We start from the raw sequence: 15,504 nt of genomic DNA on the forward strand, positions 1-15,504 counted from the left end.
GGAAGTATGAAAAAAGAAAATATTCCTAATGCATTGACATTAATTCGGGTTGTGATGATTCCTATTTTTATTGCCATTTTAAGTTTAAGTCACTCTTACTTAGGACATATTGTAGCGGCAGTTATTTTTGCAATTGCTAGTATTACAGATTATTTAGATGGCTTTCTTGCACGAAAATGGAATGTAGTGAGTAATTTTGGTAAATTTGCCGATCCAATGGCAGATAAATTATTGGTCATGTCAGCCTTTATCATGATGATTGAATTAAAAATGGTTCCTGCTTGGATTGCAGCCGTTATCATTTGTCGTGAGTTAGCTGTTACTGGTTTGCGTCTTCTACTTGTTGAGACAGGTGGTACAGTTCTTGCTGCAGCCATGCCTGGAAAAATTAAAACCTTTAGCCAAATGTTTGCCATTATCTTTTTGCTTTGCCATTGGACTCTTCCAGGGCAAGTGTTGCTTTATATTGCATTGATTTTCACAATTTATTCTGGTTACGACTACTTTAAGGGAAGTAGCTATCTCTTTAAAGACACATTTAAATAAATGAAACAGATGATTGAGCTAAAAAATGTATCCTTTCGATACGATAAAACAGTAGAAGAGTATCAAATTGACACGGTTTCGTTTCACGTGAAACAAGGAGAGTGGCTTTCGATTGTTGGACACAATGGTAGTGGGAAATCTACAGTTGTACGCCTGATTGATGGTCTTTTGGAAGCTGAGTCTGGTGAGATTTACATTGATGGAAAACAACTGACTCGTGAAACCATATGGGAAATCCGTAGTAAAATTGGGATTGTATTTCAGAATCCTGATAACCAATTTGTTGGTGCGACAGTAGAAGATGATGTTGCCTTTGGTTTAGAAAATCAAGGAATTCCACGGGAAGAAATGTTTCAACGTGTGGAGAAGGCTATTGAGCAAGTTGGTATGCTGGAGTTTAAAGATCGCGAACCATCTCGTTTGTCAGGTGGTCAAAAGCAACGGGTGGCCATAGCAGGTATTATCGCCTTGAGACCAACGATTATTATCCTTGATGAAGCAACTAGTATGTTAGATCCAGAAGGTAGAGAGGATCTAATGGCGGTAATGAGAGAACTTCAGAAAAAATTTCAATTAACAATTATCTCCATTACCCATGATTTAACCGAAATTGCCTTAAGTGATCGAACACTCGTGTTTCAAAAAGGAAAACTAGAGTCTTCTATGACGCCGCGGGAATTGTTTTCAAGAAATGACCTCAATGAGATTGGACTAGATAAGCCTTTTAGTAAGCAGGTTCAAGAATCTCTCAGCTCGCATTTTCCGCTAAAACAGGATTATCTAACAGAAAGTGAGTTATTAGACCAATTATGGGAATCTCTTTAAAGAATGTCTATTATACTTATCAAGAGGGAAGTCCTTTTGAAGGGCAGGCGCTTTCTGATATTAGTTTGGAAATAAAAGATGGATCTTATACAGCCATTATCGGACATACTGGTAGTGGCAAGTCTACTTTGTTGCAATTACTAAATGGTTTACTGCGTCCGACTAAAGGAACGATTCAATTTGAAGATTTTGTTTTAGATAATCATTCTGAGCCAAAAGAAATGAAGTACCTGAGAAAAAAGGTTGGTTTGGTTTTTCAATTTCCAGAAAGTCAGCTGTTTGCAGAAACCGTTCTAGCTGATGTAGCCTTTGGACCACAGAATTTTGGGGTACCTAAGGACAAAGCGGAGGAAATAGCCAAAGAAAAATTAGCGATCGTTGGTTTAGAAGAGTCTATCTATGATAAAAGTCCATTTGAACTATCTGGTGGACAGATGAGACGGGTTGCGATCGCAGGTATTTTAGCTATCGAACCAGAGATTTTAGTATTGGACGAGCCAACAGCAGGTCTAGATCCTGCTGGAAGAAAGGAATTGATGGCGCTGTTTGAGACATTACATAAAAATGGGATGACCCTAGTTCTGGTAACTCATACGATGGATGATGTAGCAAATTTTGCTGATACTGTATTTGCTTTAGAAGCGGGAAAACTTGTCCTAAACGGATCCCCAAGGGAAGTGTTTCAACAGGTTGAGTATTTACAAAAACTTCAATTAGGAGTCCCACAAATTACGAATTTTGCTCTTCAATTGAAACGAAGAGGACTTCCTCTGGACAGACTACCAATCAAAATTGAGGAACTAAAGGAGCTGTTACTTCATGAATAATATGATTTTGGGAAGGTATATTCCTGGAAACTCCATTATCCACCAACTAGATCCTCGTGGGAAGTTGCTCTCAATGTTTTTATTCATATTTCTTCTGTTTTGGGCAAATAATATCCAGACAAATGTTCTTCTCTTTGGTTTTATTTTTGTTTTAATGTATCTAACGAGGATTTCGGTTAGTTTTTATATTAAAGGTTTAAAATCAATGATTTTTATCATTGCTTTTACAACCATTTTTCAATTATTTGCGACCTCTCAAGGAACTATTTTGTATCAATGGTGGTTTTTTAAATTAACCGACCAAGGATTGATGCAAGCCGCCATCATATTTTGTAGATTTATTTTAATCATTTTTTATTCGACGATTTTAACCGTGACGACGACACCATTGAGTTTAGCAGATGCTGTTGAAAAGATCCTCACACCACTAAAAATTATTAAAGTTCCAGCACATGAGATTGGGTTAATGCTATCTATGAGTTTGCGCTTTGTTCCAACTTTAGTGGATGATACGAATCGAATCATGAATGCGCAAAGGGCGCGTGGTGTTGATTTTGGTGAAGGAAATCTATTAAAAAGGATCCGTTCCTTCATTCCGATTCTCATTCCTTTGTTTGCCTCAAGTTTTAAACGCGCAGATGCATTAGCAATTGCGATGGAAGCGAGAGGGTACAAAGGCGGTGAAGGACGAACACGCTATCGGACTCTGCAGTGGGGAGTAAAAGATACCCTGGCATTGCTCGTTATTCTGTGCCTCATGTTGATAGTTTTTTATCTAAAAAATGGATAGAGCTAGTTGTATTGGTTCAAAAATAAGGAAAAAGCGCTATACAAAGCGCTTTTTACATTAAATTCACATATTCTTGTAACATTTGTAATATATTCTACAATAAACTGTAACATTTTGTGTGTATGATAGAATTATGTTCGAAAGGAGAATAGAATTCATGAACAGTAAAAAGTTCCAATGGACAGTCACTTCCCTACTTTCAGCAGCATCACTTTTCATTTCTGGTATTGCTACAGTGAATGCTGAAACTTACGAAGTGAAGTCTGGAGATACTCTATCAAAAATTGCACTAGAAAATAACACTTCAGTAGAAAATATTATTGCATCTAACAATCTGACCAATGAAGATTTGATCTATGCAGGACAAATTATTGAGTTAGGTGAGCGTTCAAAATCTATGATTGATAAAGTTGCTCCACAAGAGCAAGCAAAACCTGCTGAAAGTGCAACTACAGCAACTGCACAAACTGCTCAAAAACAAACAACTTATGCAGCAAATGCTGCAGTGACTTCTGCACAATCAACAAATGGTGGAATTGTTCTATCAAATGGGAATACTGCTGGAGAACAAGGATCTTATGCAGCTGCTCGTATGGCTGAAATGACTGGTGTACCTGCTTCTACTTGGGAAGCAATTATTGCCCGTGAATCAAATGGTCAAGTAAATGCAGCAAATGCTTCTGGTGCCAGTGGTTTGTTCCAAACAATGCCAGGTTGGGGTTCAACTGCAACAGTTGATGATCAAATCCAGGCTGCATACAATGCATATAGCTCACAAGGTTTATCAGCTTGGGGTTATTAAAAAAATAGGTTTACAACTTGTAAACCTATTTTTTTAATGTCTCAAGAATGTCAAGTGGAGAGTGACAAATAAAATCTGGTGAGTAAAGAAGTAGCTCTTCAAGATCTCCAAATCCCCAAGTGACGGCCATGGTTTTTATGCCAACTGTTTGACCTCCAATGAGGTCAAATTTTGTGTCTCCAATAATCACTGTCTCCTCTTTTGGAAGGTCATTGCTTGACAAGGCGTATCGAATGACATCGGCTTTGTGGATACGATCTGAATTTGATCCATAAATTCCTTTAAAGTATTTATCGATACCTAAATCTTGACACATCTGTAAAGCAACTGGTTCATGTTTTGAAGTAGTTACATAAAGAGGAATGTTTTCGTCTTGTAATGCTTTCAAAGCTTCTACTATCTGAGGAAACAGAGTTGATTTGTATTGACCTTTTTCATGATAATACTGGCGATAGATCATCACTGCTTGATCTACCAAAGTTTCAGGAAGGGTAGCTTCAAAACTAGAAATCAAAGGTGGTCCCATAAAACTACGGATAGTTTTGAGATCGGGTTGAGGAACCTTCAAAGTATCGAATGTATGTTGAAAGCTCTCTGTAATTCCCTTGGAACTGTCAACTAATGTTCCATCTAAATCAAAAAATAAGGCTTGCATGTTATTCTCCAAATATCTCTTTTTGTAATCTACGTCCGGTTGGTGTTGCTGCCAATCCTCCTTCAGCTGTTTCTCTAAAGGCAGTCGGAAGACTAGATCCAACTTGGTACATGGCGTCAATCACTTCATCAACAGGTATTTTTGATTCAATACCTGCTAAGGCCATATCAGCAGCAATGAAGGCATAGCTAGCTCCCATTGCGTTCCGTTTAACACATGGAACTTCCACGAGTCCTGCTACTGGATCACAAATGAGCCCAAGCATGTTTTTGATGACAAAACAGACTGCTTGACTCGCTTGATAAGGAGTTCCCCCAGCAGCTAGTGTCAATGCTGCTGCACTCATAGCTGAAGCAGAACCAACTTCTGCTTGACAACCACCTTCTGCACCTGAAATAGAAGCATTATTTGCGATCACTAAACCAAAAGCTCCAGCTGTCAGTAGAAAATCTAATTGTTGCTGACGGTTTAACCCTAATTTTTGAGTTGCTGCAGTGAGAACTGCGGGGAGGCAGCCAGCAGATCCTGCAGTGGGTGTTGCGCAGACCAGTCCCATCTTAGCATTGTGTTCGTTGACAGCAATAGCATTCTTCGCTGCGGTTAGGACGGTCAAGTCAGATAACGTTTTTCCTGATTTGATATAGCGATCTAATTTTGCGGCATCCCCACCGGTTAACCCACTACGAGAGTGGTTTTCATTTAACCCTAACTTTACAGAATCAATCATCACTTCTAAATTACGGGTCATTAATCGTAGGACTTCTTCTCGTTCACGACCGGTTAGTTCAAATTCAGTTGCAATCATTAACTCTGCGACGTTTCCTTCGTATTGTGTGCTTGCTTGTTCTACGAGGTCTACAATTGAATAAAACATATGAACTCCTTATTTGAAAAAGTTGACATTATGAAGATGAGGAATTTTACGGATATCTTCGATCGCTGCTTCACAACTTCTTGAGTCAACTTCTATAATCATAATCGCTTTTTCTCCAGCTTTTTCCCGTGTTACATTCATTTGTGCAATGTTAATATCATAGCGAGAAAGAGCTTCTGTCACATGAGCGATCATTCCAGGGACGTCCTGGTGAACAATGATAATGGTTGGAGTATTCATATTTAGCGAGATGGCAAAGCCATTTAACTCAGTAACCTGTATGTTCCCACCACCAATTGAGATTCCAGTGACAGAAATCGTTTTATGATCATTTTTAACAGTAATAGTCGTTGTATTTGGGTGAGGAGCATTGCTTTCTTTTTGAATAGACCAAACAATCCGAATGCCTCGTTCATGTGCAATTTTTAGACTATCTGGGATTCTAGGATCATCTGTGTCCATTCCTAAGATGCCCGCTACTAAGGCTAAATCTGTTCCATGACCACGATAGGTTTTGGCGAAGGAATTAAATAATTGGAACTCAACTTCTTTTGGTTCCTCTCCAAAGATAGAAGAAACAATTTTACCAATTCGAACAGCACCTGCAGTGTGACTACTGGATGGGCCGATCATCACAGGTCCAATAATATCAAAAACTGATTGGAATTTTAAAGAGTTCATGCTCTGCTCCTTTGTGATCACTTTACTTCATTATATCAGATATGGCTGATGATTTCTTCTATTTTTCCCGAAATATCTGAGAAATCTTAAAGGGGGCTTAAAGCATTTATATTATCCTGGATTTTTAGTATTTCTAACATCTGACTGAAATATTTGACACATTATTTCAATAAATATGAAATATTTCTTGTGTAGTATAGAGGTATACCAATAAAGGAGTACATAATAATGAATAAAAAACAAATGATGAAACGAATTATTGGACTTAGTTTACTTGCAGGACTTTTCCTTCCAATTGTAGCGAATGCAGATTCTTATACTGTAAAATCAGGTGATACTTTATCAGCTATTGCTAAAGAGAAGAACACAACGGTTGATGCGATTGCTAAGAAAAATAAGATTAGTAACGTGAATCTCATCTCAGTTGGTCAAGTTCTTGAGATTGAAGATGCAAATACAACGCAGAAAACCACGGAGCAAGCTCCTGCTAGTAAAACTGATACTACACAAGCAACAACTACTGTCTCTGCTTCAGATGGCTTGAGTGCGGAAGATGCAGCTGCTAAGGAATGGATTGCCCAAAAAGAGTCAAGTGGTAGCTATACAGCACAAAATGGCCAATATTATGGCCGTTACCAATTGACTATCACTTATTTGAATGGTGATTTATCACCTGCAAACCAAGAAAAAGTAGCCAATCAATATGTTGTCAACCGTTATGGATCATGGTCAGCAGCTAAAAATTTCTGGTTGGCAAATGGCTGGTATTAAATTCGTTTAAAAAGAGTTCTTGAATAGGACTCTTTTTAAATTTACAGACTTGTAAACCCATCGATCCTGATCAACAAAAAGAATAGTAAGATGCTTGTTTTCTAATATAAAGCGTGTTAAAATGGTAACTGCTCAAAACGACCTTCAATCGTTGAAGCAAACCACGACCTTCAATCGTGAGAAACGAAAAGATGGGAGAAATCTATGAGTGATAACTCGAAAACACGTGTTGTTGTTGGTATGAGTGGTGGTGTGGATTCATCTGTAACAGCTTTATTATTAAAGCAACAGGGTTACGATGTCATCGGTATCTTCATGAAAAACTGGGACGACACAGACGAAAATGGCATCTGTACAGCTACAGAAGATTACAAAGATGTAGCAGCGGTTGCAGACCAAATTGGCATTCCTTACTATTCTGTCAACTTTGAGAAAGAATACTGGGATCGTGTCTTTGAATATTTCCTTGCCGAATACCGAGCTGGTCGAACACCAAATCCGGATGTCATGTGTAATAAGGAAATCAAATTTAAGGCCTTTTTAGATTATGCTATGACACTCGGTGCAGATTATGTAGCGACAGGGCACTATGCGCGTGTGGCGCGTGATGAGGATGGCATTGTCCATATGTTACGTGGCGTTGACAACGGGAAGGATCAAACTTATTTCTTAAGCCAACTGTCACAAGAACAACTTCAAAAAACCATGTTCCCATTGGGACATTTGGAAAAGCCTGAGGTTCGCCGTCTAGCTGAAGAAGCTGGATTGGCAACAGCTAAAAAGAAAGACTCAACTGGAATTTGCTTTATCGGAGAAAAGAATTTCAAAGAATTTCTAGGGAACTACCTTCCTGCCCAACCAGGTCGAATGATGACCATCGATGGACGAGATATGGGTGAACATGCTGGTTTGATGTATTACACAATCGGTCAACGGGGTGGACTTGGAATTGGTGGCCAACAAGGTGGAGACAATGCTCCATGGTTTGTAGTTGGGAAAGACCTCAGTCAAAATATTCTTTATGTCGGTCAAGGCTTCTACCATGAAGCATTGATGTCAACAAGTTTACAGGCTAGTCAAGTTCACTTTACACGAGATATGCCAGAAGAGTTTACATTAGAGTGTACAGCTAAGTTCCGCTATCGTCAACCAGATTCTAAGGTAACTGTACACGTTAAAGGTGACAAGGCAGAAGTGGTTTTTGCAGAACCTCAACGAGCCATTACACCAGGACAAGCTGTTGTTTTTTACGACGGTGAAGAGTGTCTAGGCGGTGGCTTGATTGACAATGCTTATCGGGATGGAAAAGTTTGTCAGTATATTTAGAATTTTCTAGGAGGAACGAAAGTGTTTCAGTTCTTTAAGAAAAAAATAGAGAACACAAAGACTATCTCTGATTATAAGAAACAATATTTGAGGGAAAAAACGACGGAGTCAATTGAAGCTTTGTTCAAGGAATTGAAGAAATCTAAAGTTTGGGTTCCCTTTAATGCTTCTTTAATGGATGGGAGTGACGAACAAGAAGGTATTCGTCTAAAACCGGATATTCTACGAAAGGGAGACGACTACTTTTATCCTTGTTTCTTGACGGAACAGGATATTCCTAAAGATTATTACGATCGTTTTTCTTGGCTGCAATTACCTTTTACGGACTGTTTATTTACTGCAGAAAGGATAGGAAAGTTTCCAGTGAGAGGGATTGTTCTAGATGCATTCTCTGATCCAGTTGAGATTGACAAAGGAGTTTTTGAAGCAATCCGTCAGTCTTAGTATATTTAAATTGACAAATTTTCTCAATTTGCTACAATGATAAAAGCAATAGAAATGATGGTCAAAGCTCATGGATGTTGTAGGCTTTTTTGTCCTGCACTTCTCAGAGTTTTGACTATTTTTGTGTGATTTCGAAAGGAAGTAAAATGAGGCAACAGGATTTTCGGACGAAAATAGGTTCTACTGTTTTTGGTGTGAGAGCGACTGCTTTGATTGTAAAAGATAATCGCTTGTTCGTCATAGAAGATGAGGACGGCTGTTATACAATCGGAGGTGCTATTCAAGTCAATGAAACTACAGAAGATGCTGTAGTTCGGGAAGTAAAAGAGGAACTTGGTGTTACATCTAAAGCAGGTCCACTAGCTTTCGTGGTTGAAAATCACTTTGAACAAGCTGGAATCCACTACCATAACATTGAATTTCATTATTTTGTGGACTTGCTGGAAGATGCACCTTTGGTCATGCAGGAAGATACAAAGCAATTACCTTGCCGTTGGATTGCTTTAGATGAATTACATACTGTTGACCTGAAACCGGCTTTTTTAAAATCAGCCCTACCAGACTGGGACGGAAAATTACGACACATCCATCTTGAGAAATAGGAGAAATAGAATGAATAATAACTTTATAGAAGAATACGATATCATTGTAATCGGTGCGGGGCATGCGGGAGTAGAAGCCTCTCTAGCTGCTAGTCGTATGGGTTGTAAGGTCTTACTTGCGACTATTAACATTGAAATGCTGGCTTTTATGCCTTGTAATCCCTCTATTGGTGGTTCTGCTAAGGGGATTGTCGTGCGTGAAGTCGATGCCCTCGGTGGAGAAATGGCGAAGAATATCGACAAGACCTACATCCAAATGAAAATGCTCAATACTGGTAAAGGTCCTGCGGTTCGTGCACTTCGGGCTCAAGCAGATAAAGAACTTTACTCAAAAGAAATGCGGAAAACGGTTGAAAACCAAGAAAATTTAACTCTTCGCCAAACTATGATTGATGAGATTTTGGTGGAGAATGGTAAGGTTGTTGGTGTAAGGACTGCCACTCACCAAGAGTATGGGGCAAAGGCTGTTATTGTCACTACTGGGACAGCTTTGCGCGGAGAAATTATCATTGGAGATCTCAAGTATTCGTCAGGACCTAATCATAGTCTAGCTTCTATCAATTTGGCCGATAATCTCAAACAACTAGGATTAGAAATTGGACGTTTCAAAACAGGGACACCACCTCGTGTAAAGGCATCGTCAATTAATTATGACGAAACGGAAATTCAACCTGGAGATGAAGCTCCAAATCATTTTTCTTATACATCGCGTGATGAAGATTATGTAAAGGATCAGGTTCCTTGTTGGTTGACTTATACGAATGGGCATAGCCATGAAATTATCCAGAATAATTTACACCGGGCACCTATGTTTACAGGGGTTGTAAAGGGAGTAGGTCCTCGCTATTGTCCATCCATTGAGGATAAAATTGTCCGTTTTGCTGACAAAGAGCGTCATCAACTATTCTTAGAACCTGAGGGACGAAATACAGAAGAAGTCTATGTTCAAGGGCTGTCAACGAGTTTACCAGAGGATGTTCAACGGGATCTCGTCCATTCTATTAAGGGGCTTGAGAAGGCAGAAATGATGCGAACGGGTTATGCGATTGAGTATGATATGGTTTTGCCTCATCAATTGCGCGCAACTTTAGAAACCAAGAAAATTTCAGGTCTCTTTACAGCTGGCCAAACCAATGGAACGTCTGGCTATGAGGAAGCTGCTGGTCAAGGAATTATTGCAGGGATCAATGCGGCTCTAAAAATCCAAGGAAAACCAGAACTCATTTTGAAACGCAGTGATGGTTATATTGGGGTCATGATCGATGATTTGGTAACAAAGGGAACGATCGAACCGTATCGTTTGTTAACAAGCCGTGCAGAATACCGTCTGATTTTGCGTCATGATAATGCCGATATGCGCTTGACAGAAATGGGACGAGCAATTGGATTGGTAGATGATGAACGTTGGCAACGTTTCGAAACCAAGAAGTATCAGTTTGAAAACGAGATGAAGCGTTTAGATAGTATTAAGTTAAAGCCTGTAAAGGAAACCAATGAAAAGATTGCTGCAATGGGCTTTAAACCATTGACAGATGCTGTCACTGCTAAAGAATTCTTGCGACGACCAGAAGTCTCTTACCAAGATGTGGTAGAATTTATCGGTCCTGCAGCTGAAGAACTGGATGATAAAATCATTGAATTGATTGAAACTGAAATTAAATACGAAGGCTATATCTCAAAAGCAATGGACCAAGTCGAAAAAATGAAGCGTATGGAAGAAAAACGAATTCCTGCGAATATTGACTGGGATGATATTGACTCTATTGCAACCGAAGCGCGTCAAAAATTTAAATTAATTAATCCAGAAACGATTGGTCAAGCAAGTCGTATCTCAGGTGTCAATCCAGCGGATATCTCTATTTTAATGGTTTACTTGGAAGGTAAATCTCGGAGTATCTCCAAAAACAAAGCAAACCACTAATCAAATGGGGCTGAGATGATGTTTCAGCCTCAATTTTATGGATTGAAATCTGTTGTTACTATTTACACAGTTGTAAACCTTGTTTACAAAGTAGTGAAGCCGAGGAAGAGCTTTTACAGGTCGATCTTCTCTGTAATATAGAGAGAAACCTCGCTTTTTACCTCTATTTATGGTATAATTCCGAGAAGAGGTTTATGATGAAAAAATTTCGTTTATCGTTCATCCATTATGTGTTAATTGGTTTTATTTCATTTGCAATTTTAGCAATTTTTTTAAGAATCTTTGGCAAAGGCTATGTAACTCTCATTGCAATTTTTTTAGTCTTAGCTGGATTGATTGCTTTATTTGAATACCAGTTACAAATTTCAGAGTTAGATGAATTAGAACAAATACAATATGTTAACCATCAGGCAGAAAGCGGATTAGCATCCCTCCTTGATAAAATGCCTGTTGGAGTTATCAAGATTAATGAAGAATCAAATGAAGTAGAGTGGTTCAACCCTTATGCTGAATTGATTTTTTCAACAGATGATGGAGACTTTGATGTTGAATCCTTGAAAAAGTTACTCAATACTCTGTTTGAGGATAAAGGTCATTATGTCACTGTAGCCGATAAGAAATATTCTGTTTACTTTGATCAGACGTCTAGTGTTGTTTACTTTTTTGATGTTTCAAGTGAGTATGAAGCAACTGTGGGATTGGTGACAACTCGTCCCGTTATCGGTATTATTTCTGTTGATAACTATGATGATCTAGAAGATGTCATTTCAGACTCTGATATTAGCAATATCAATAGTTTTATTGCCAACTTTGTAGAAGAGTTTACAGCTCATTACCATATGTTTTACAGACGTGTGGGGATGGATCGTTTCTATTTGTTTACAGACTACACGGTCTTAGAACAGTTGATGGAATCAAAATTTTCTGTCATCGATCAATTCCGTGAAGAAGCTAAAAATCGTGAGCTACCTATTACCTTAAGTATGGGATTCTCGTATGGTGACGGGGAGCATGATGAGATTGGTAAAGTGGCTCTCTTGAACCTAAACCTTGCGGAAGTTCGTGGTGGGGATCAAGCAGTAGTCAAAGAAAACGATGAACAGAAAAACCCTATTTTCTTTGGTGGTGGAACAGCTTCTGCTGTGAAGCGGACGCGGACTCGAACACGCGCTATGATGACAGCTATTTCGGATAAGATTAAATCCGTTGATCAAGTTTTCATTGTTGGGCATAGAAACTTGGATATGGACGCTTTAGGAGCGTCTGTGGGAATGCAGTTTTTCTCTAGCAATATTTTGGCTTCCTCTTATGTGGTCTATGACCCGCATGCAATGGCTAGTGATATTTCAAGAGCAATTGCGAAACTAGAAGAAGAGCAGGTAACGAAAATCCTTCCCCTAGAGGAAGCCATGCAAATGGTGACGGATCGCTCTTTGTTAATTATGGTTGACCATTCTAAGACAGCCTTGACCCTTTCTAAAGAATTTTATCAGGAATTCCAACAGATTATTGTCATTGACCATCATCGTCGGGATGATGATTTCCCTGAAAATGTTCTGATCACCTATATTGAAAGTGGAGCAAGTAGTGCGAGCGAATTGGTTAGTGAACTTATTCAGTTCCAGAAGTCGAAGAAAAATCGGTTAACGAAGATTCAAGCTAGTGTCTTGATGGCTGGAATTATGCTGGATACTAAGAACTTCTCCGCACGTGTTACGAGTCGGACCTTTGATGTGGCGAGTTACCTTCGTTCAAGAGGTAGTGATAGTGTAACCATCCAGGAGATCTCTGCGATTCAGTTTGATGAGTACCGCGAAGTGAACGAACTGATCTTGACTGGTGAAAAGATTTTGCCGCATATCATCGTAGCTTGTGCCAATACGACTAAAGCCTATGATTCAGTAACTATTAGTAAAGCAGCTGATAGTATGCTAGCCATGTCTGAGGTGGAAGCAACCTTTGTCATTGCTTGTAATCAAAGTGGAACTGTCTCGATTTCTGCACGAAGTCGAAGCAAAGTCAATGTACAGCGTATCATGGAACAGCTTGGCGGAGGAGGTCATTTCAACTCGGCGGCTTCTCAAATTGAGGGTCAAGATTTAATGAGTATTCGTCAACAACTGATTGAGACTATTGAAAACGAAGTAACTATTGAAAAGGAGAATGTAGAATGAAAGTTATTTTCTTAGCGGATGTAAAAGGTAAAGGTAAAAAGGGCGAAATTAAAGAAGTGCCTACTGGTTATGCACAAAACTTTTTGATCAAAAAAAATCTTGCGAAAGAAGCCAATGCCCAAGCAATCGGTGAGCTTCGTGGAAAACAAAAGTCAGAAGAAAAAGCGCATGCTGAATTGTTAGCGGAAGCGCAAAAGATTAAAGCAAAATTAGAAGAAGAAGCAACTGTTGTTCAATTCACTGAAAAAATTGGGCCAGATGGCCGTACTTTCGGCTCTATTACTAATAAAAAGATTGCAGAAGAGCTTGAGAAACAATTTGGCATTAAAATTGATAAACGTCATATCCAAGTTTCCTCTCCAATTCGTTCAACAGGTTTGATTGACATCCCTGTAAAAATTTATCAAGATGTTACAGGTGTGATTAATATTCGTGTAAATGAAGGGTAAACACGATCGATAGAAAGGTTTTTTTATGGCTGAGATAGAGGAATTACGAACACAACCTCAGGATATCCAAGCGGAGCAATCAGTGTTGGGAGCCATCTTTATTGATGAGGGGAAATTGGTCTTTGTTCGTGAATATATCGAGCCTGGCGATTTCTTTAAGTACTCGCACCGTTTGATTTTTAAAGCCATGATCGATCTAGCTGACCGCGGGGATGCGATTGATGCGACGACTGTTCGAAATATTTTAGATAGTCAGGGGGATCTCCAAAATATTGGCGGTCTCTCCTATTTGGTAGAAGTCATTAATTCGGTACCAACTTCAGCTAACGCGGAGTATTACGCGAAGATTGTTGCCGAAAAAGCTGTCTTACGTCGATTGATCTCTCGATTAACGGAAAGTATTAATCAAGCTTATGATGGTGCAAGTCCTTCAGATGAAATCATTGCGGGTGCTGAAAAAGCTCTGATTGATGTTAGTGAAAACGCAAATCGTAGTGGATTTAAAAATATTCGAGACATCTTGAATATAAATTTTGGTAGCTTAGAAGCCCGTTCGCTTCAAACCTCTGATATCACGGGTATTGCGACAGGCTATCGCGATTTGGACCATATGACGACGGGGCTACATGAGGAAGAATTGATTATTTTAGCGGCTCGTCCTGCGGTAGGGAAAACAGCCTTTGCTCTAAATATTGCTCAAAATATCGGGACAAAGTTGGATAAGACAGTGGCTATTTTCTCATTAGAAATGGGTGCTGAAAGTTTGGTAGACCGGATGCTAGCTGCTGAAGGCTTGATTGAATCCCATTCGATTCGTACAGGTCAATTGACGGATGAAGAGTGGCGGAAATATGCCATTGCTCAAGGAAATTTGGCCAATGCGAGTATTTACATCGATGATACCCCAGGAATTCGGATCACTGAGATTCGTTCGAGAGCAAGAAAATTGGCGCAGGAAACAGGGAATCTCGGTCTTATCCTGATTGACTATCTGCAACTGATTACAGGGACTGGAAGAGAAAACCGTCAACAGGAAGTTTCAGAAATTTCTCGTCAGTTAAAAATTTTGGCGAAGGAACTAAAAGTTCCCGTCATTGCTTTGAGTCAGCTATCACGTGGTGTGGAACAGCGCCAAGACAAACGTCCTGTTCTTTCTGATATTCGTGAATCTGGATCGATTGAGCAGGATGCGGATATTGTTGCTTTCTTGTACCGTGATGATTATTATGATCGAGCTGGTGAAGAGGAAGAAGATGGAATGCCCAATAATACGGTTGAAGTGATTATCGAGAAAAACCGTTCAGGTGCGCGTGGGACAGTCGAATTAATATTCCAAAAGGAATACAATAAATTCTCAAGTATTTCAAAGAGAGAGGATCAATAAGATGAGTGATGCATTTACAGATGTTGCAAAAATGAAAAAAATTAAAGAAGAGATCAAGGCCCATGAAGGACAAGTGGTTGAAATGACGCTTGAAAATGGACGGAAACGTCAAAAAAATAAATTTGGACGCTTGATTGAGGTCTATCCTTCTTTATTTATTATCGAGTATACGAACGACAATAGCTTACCAGGTGAACCAGCTAATACATACGTGGAGTCTTACACCTATTCAGATATTTTAACAGAGAAGAATTTAATTCGTTATTTGGATTAATTTCTTGCTTTTATCGTCTAAATCAGTTATTATAATAAATACATATGGGAGTCTGTGTACAGTCTGAGAGGAAGTGTAAGCTTCGACCGCACCTGATCTGGGTAATGCCAGCGTAGGAAACAAATGAAATGTATTTTTCGTTATGAGTGACCTTGTGCA

The 15,504-nt window shown here is 39.1% G+C and carries 17 protein-coding genes and 1 riboswitch; of the genes, 14 read left to right on the plus strand and 3 right to left on the minus strand.

Annotated elements, in window-relative coordinates; translation table 11 throughout:
- The first annotated feature begins 6 nt into the window (after positions 1–6).
- From pgsA to HMPREF2704_RS07120, 5 genes are all read left to right on the plus strand, one after another.
- A complete protein-coding gene (gene pgsA / locus HMPREF2704_RS07100; protein WP_003009208.1) occupies positions 7–546 on the plus strand; it encodes a CDP-diacylglycerol--glycerol-3-phosphate 3-phosphatidyltransferase in 540 nt (179 codons plus the stop codon).
- Entirely contained in the window at positions 547–1,371 is an 825-nt protein-coding gene (locus HMPREF2704_RS07105) for an energy-coupling factor ABC transporter ATP-binding protein (RefSeq protein WP_021154153.1), read from the plus strand. It abuts the gene before it with no gap.
- A complete protein-coding gene (locus HMPREF2704_RS07110) occupies positions 1,356–2,198 on the plus strand; it encodes an energy-coupling factor transporter ATPase (RefSeq protein ID WP_021154152.1) in 843 nt (280 codons plus the stop codon). Before HMPREF2704_RS07105 ends, HMPREF2704_RS07110 begins: the two co-directional genes overlap by 16 nt.
- On the plus strand, positions 2,191–2,988 hold the full coding sequence (locus HMPREF2704_RS07115) for an energy-coupling factor transporter transmembrane component T family protein (RefSeq protein WP_024054768.1): 798 nt from the start codon (positions 2,191–2,193) through the stop codon (positions 2,986–2,988). Before HMPREF2704_RS07110 ends, HMPREF2704_RS07115 begins: the two co-directional genes overlap by 8 nt.
- A gap of 157 nt (positions 2,989–3,145) precedes the next feature.
- Positions 3,146–3,790 carry a LysM peptidoglycan-binding domain-containing protein gene (locus tag HMPREF2704_RS07120; protein ID WP_021154150.1) on the plus strand — a complete coding sequence of 215 codons (645 nt, stop codon included), beginning with the start codon at positions 3,146–3,148 and terminating at the stop codon, positions 3,788–3,790.
- Between the two features lie 25 nt (positions 3,791–3,815).
- Here HMPREF2704_RS07120 and HMPREF2704_RS07125 read toward each other — a convergent pair whose 3' ends face one another.
- The 3 genes from HMPREF2704_RS07125 to sdaAB are packed head-to-tail and all read right to left on the minus strand — an operon-like array spanning position 3,816 to position 6,000.
- Complete coding sequence (locus tag HMPREF2704_RS07125) at positions 3,816–4,445, minus strand: HAD hydrolase-like protein (protein ID WP_049522615.1); 630 nt, start codon at positions 4,443–4,445, stop codon at positions 3,816–3,818.
- A gap of 1 nt (position 4,446) precedes the next feature.
- Complete coding sequence (gene sdaAA / locus HMPREF2704_RS07130) at positions 4,447–5,319, minus strand: L-serine ammonia-lyase, iron-sulfur-dependent, subunit alpha (protein ID WP_003002222.1); 873 nt, start codon at positions 5,317–5,319, stop codon at positions 4,447–4,449.
- A gap of 9 nt (positions 5,320–5,328) precedes the next feature.
- Entirely contained in the window at positions 5,329–6,000 is a 672-nt protein-coding gene (sdaAB, locus tag HMPREF2704_RS07135) for an L-serine ammonia-lyase, iron-sulfur-dependent subunit beta (protein ID WP_003002135.1), read from the minus strand.
- Between the two features lie 228 nt (positions 6,001–6,228).
- Between sdaAB and HMPREF2704_RS07140 the strand changes: the two genes are divergently transcribed.
- From HMPREF2704_RS07140 to HMPREF2704_RS07180, 9 genes are all read left to right on the plus strand, one after another.
- Complete coding sequence (locus tag HMPREF2704_RS07140; RefSeq protein ID WP_003009194.1) at positions 6,229–6,771, plus strand: aggregation-promoting factor; 543 nt, start codon at positions 6,229–6,231, stop codon at positions 6,769–6,771.
- A 204-nt stretch (positions 6,772–6,975) separates the two neighbouring features.
- The gene (mnmA, locus tag HMPREF2704_RS07145; protein WP_024056473.1) at positions 6,976–8,097 is read left to right on the plus strand and encodes a tRNA 2-thiouridine(34) synthase MnmA; all 1,122 of its coding nucleotides are present in this window, start codon (positions 6,976–6,978) and stop codon (positions 8,095–8,097) included.
- 21 nt (positions 8,098–8,118) lie between these two features.
- Positions 8,119–8,541, plus strand: a complete 423-nt coding sequence (locus tag HMPREF2704_RS07150; protein WP_024056474.1) for an SseB family protein — start codon at positions 8,119–8,121, stop codon at positions 8,539–8,541.
- 146 nt (positions 8,542–8,687) lie between these two features.
- Complete coding sequence (locus HMPREF2704_RS07155; protein ID WP_024056476.1) at positions 8,688–9,143, plus strand: NUDIX hydrolase; 456 nt, start codon at positions 8,688–8,690, stop codon at positions 9,141–9,143.
- Positions 9,144–9,153: 10 nt separating this feature from the next.
- Positions 9,154–11,064, plus strand: a complete 1,911-nt coding sequence (gene mnmG, locus HMPREF2704_RS07160) for a tRNA uridine-5-carboxymethylaminomethyl(34) synthesis enzyme MnmG (protein WP_024056477.1) — start codon at positions 9,154–9,156, stop codon at positions 11,062–11,064.
- A gap of 194 nt (positions 11,065–11,258) precedes the next feature.
- A complete protein-coding gene (locus HMPREF2704_RS07165; protein WP_042760252.1) occupies positions 11,259–13,238 on the plus strand; it encodes a DHH family phosphoesterase in 1,980 nt (659 codons plus the stop codon).
- Positions 13,235–13,687, plus strand: a complete 453-nt coding sequence (rplI, locus tag HMPREF2704_RS07170; RefSeq protein ID WP_024056479.1) for a 50S ribosomal protein L9 — start codon at positions 13,235–13,237, stop codon at positions 13,685–13,687. Before HMPREF2704_RS07165 ends, rplI begins: the two co-directional genes overlap by 4 nt.
- Positions 13,688–13,712: 25 nt before the next feature.
- Positions 13,713–15,071, plus strand: coding sequence for a replicative DNA helicase (dnaB, locus tag HMPREF2704_RS07175; protein WP_014714093.1), 1,359 nt, complete (start codon positions 13,713–13,715; stop codon positions 15,069–15,071).
- A gap of 1 nt (position 15,072) precedes the next feature.
- A complete protein-coding gene (locus HMPREF2704_RS07180) occupies positions 15,073–15,345 on the plus strand; it encodes a Veg family protein (RefSeq protein ID WP_003009183.1) in 273 nt (90 codons plus the stop codon).
- 34 nt (positions 15,346–15,379) lie between these two features.
- A riboswitch (TPP riboswitch) is annotated at positions 15,380–15,481 on the plus strand.
- Positions 15,482–15,504 lie beyond the last annotated feature (23 nt).

This window comes from Streptococcus sp. HMSC076C09 (assembly GCF_001837905.1).
Lineage (GTDB): Bacteria > Bacillota > Bacilli > Lactobacillales > Streptococcaceae > Streptococcus > Streptococcus parasanguinis_I.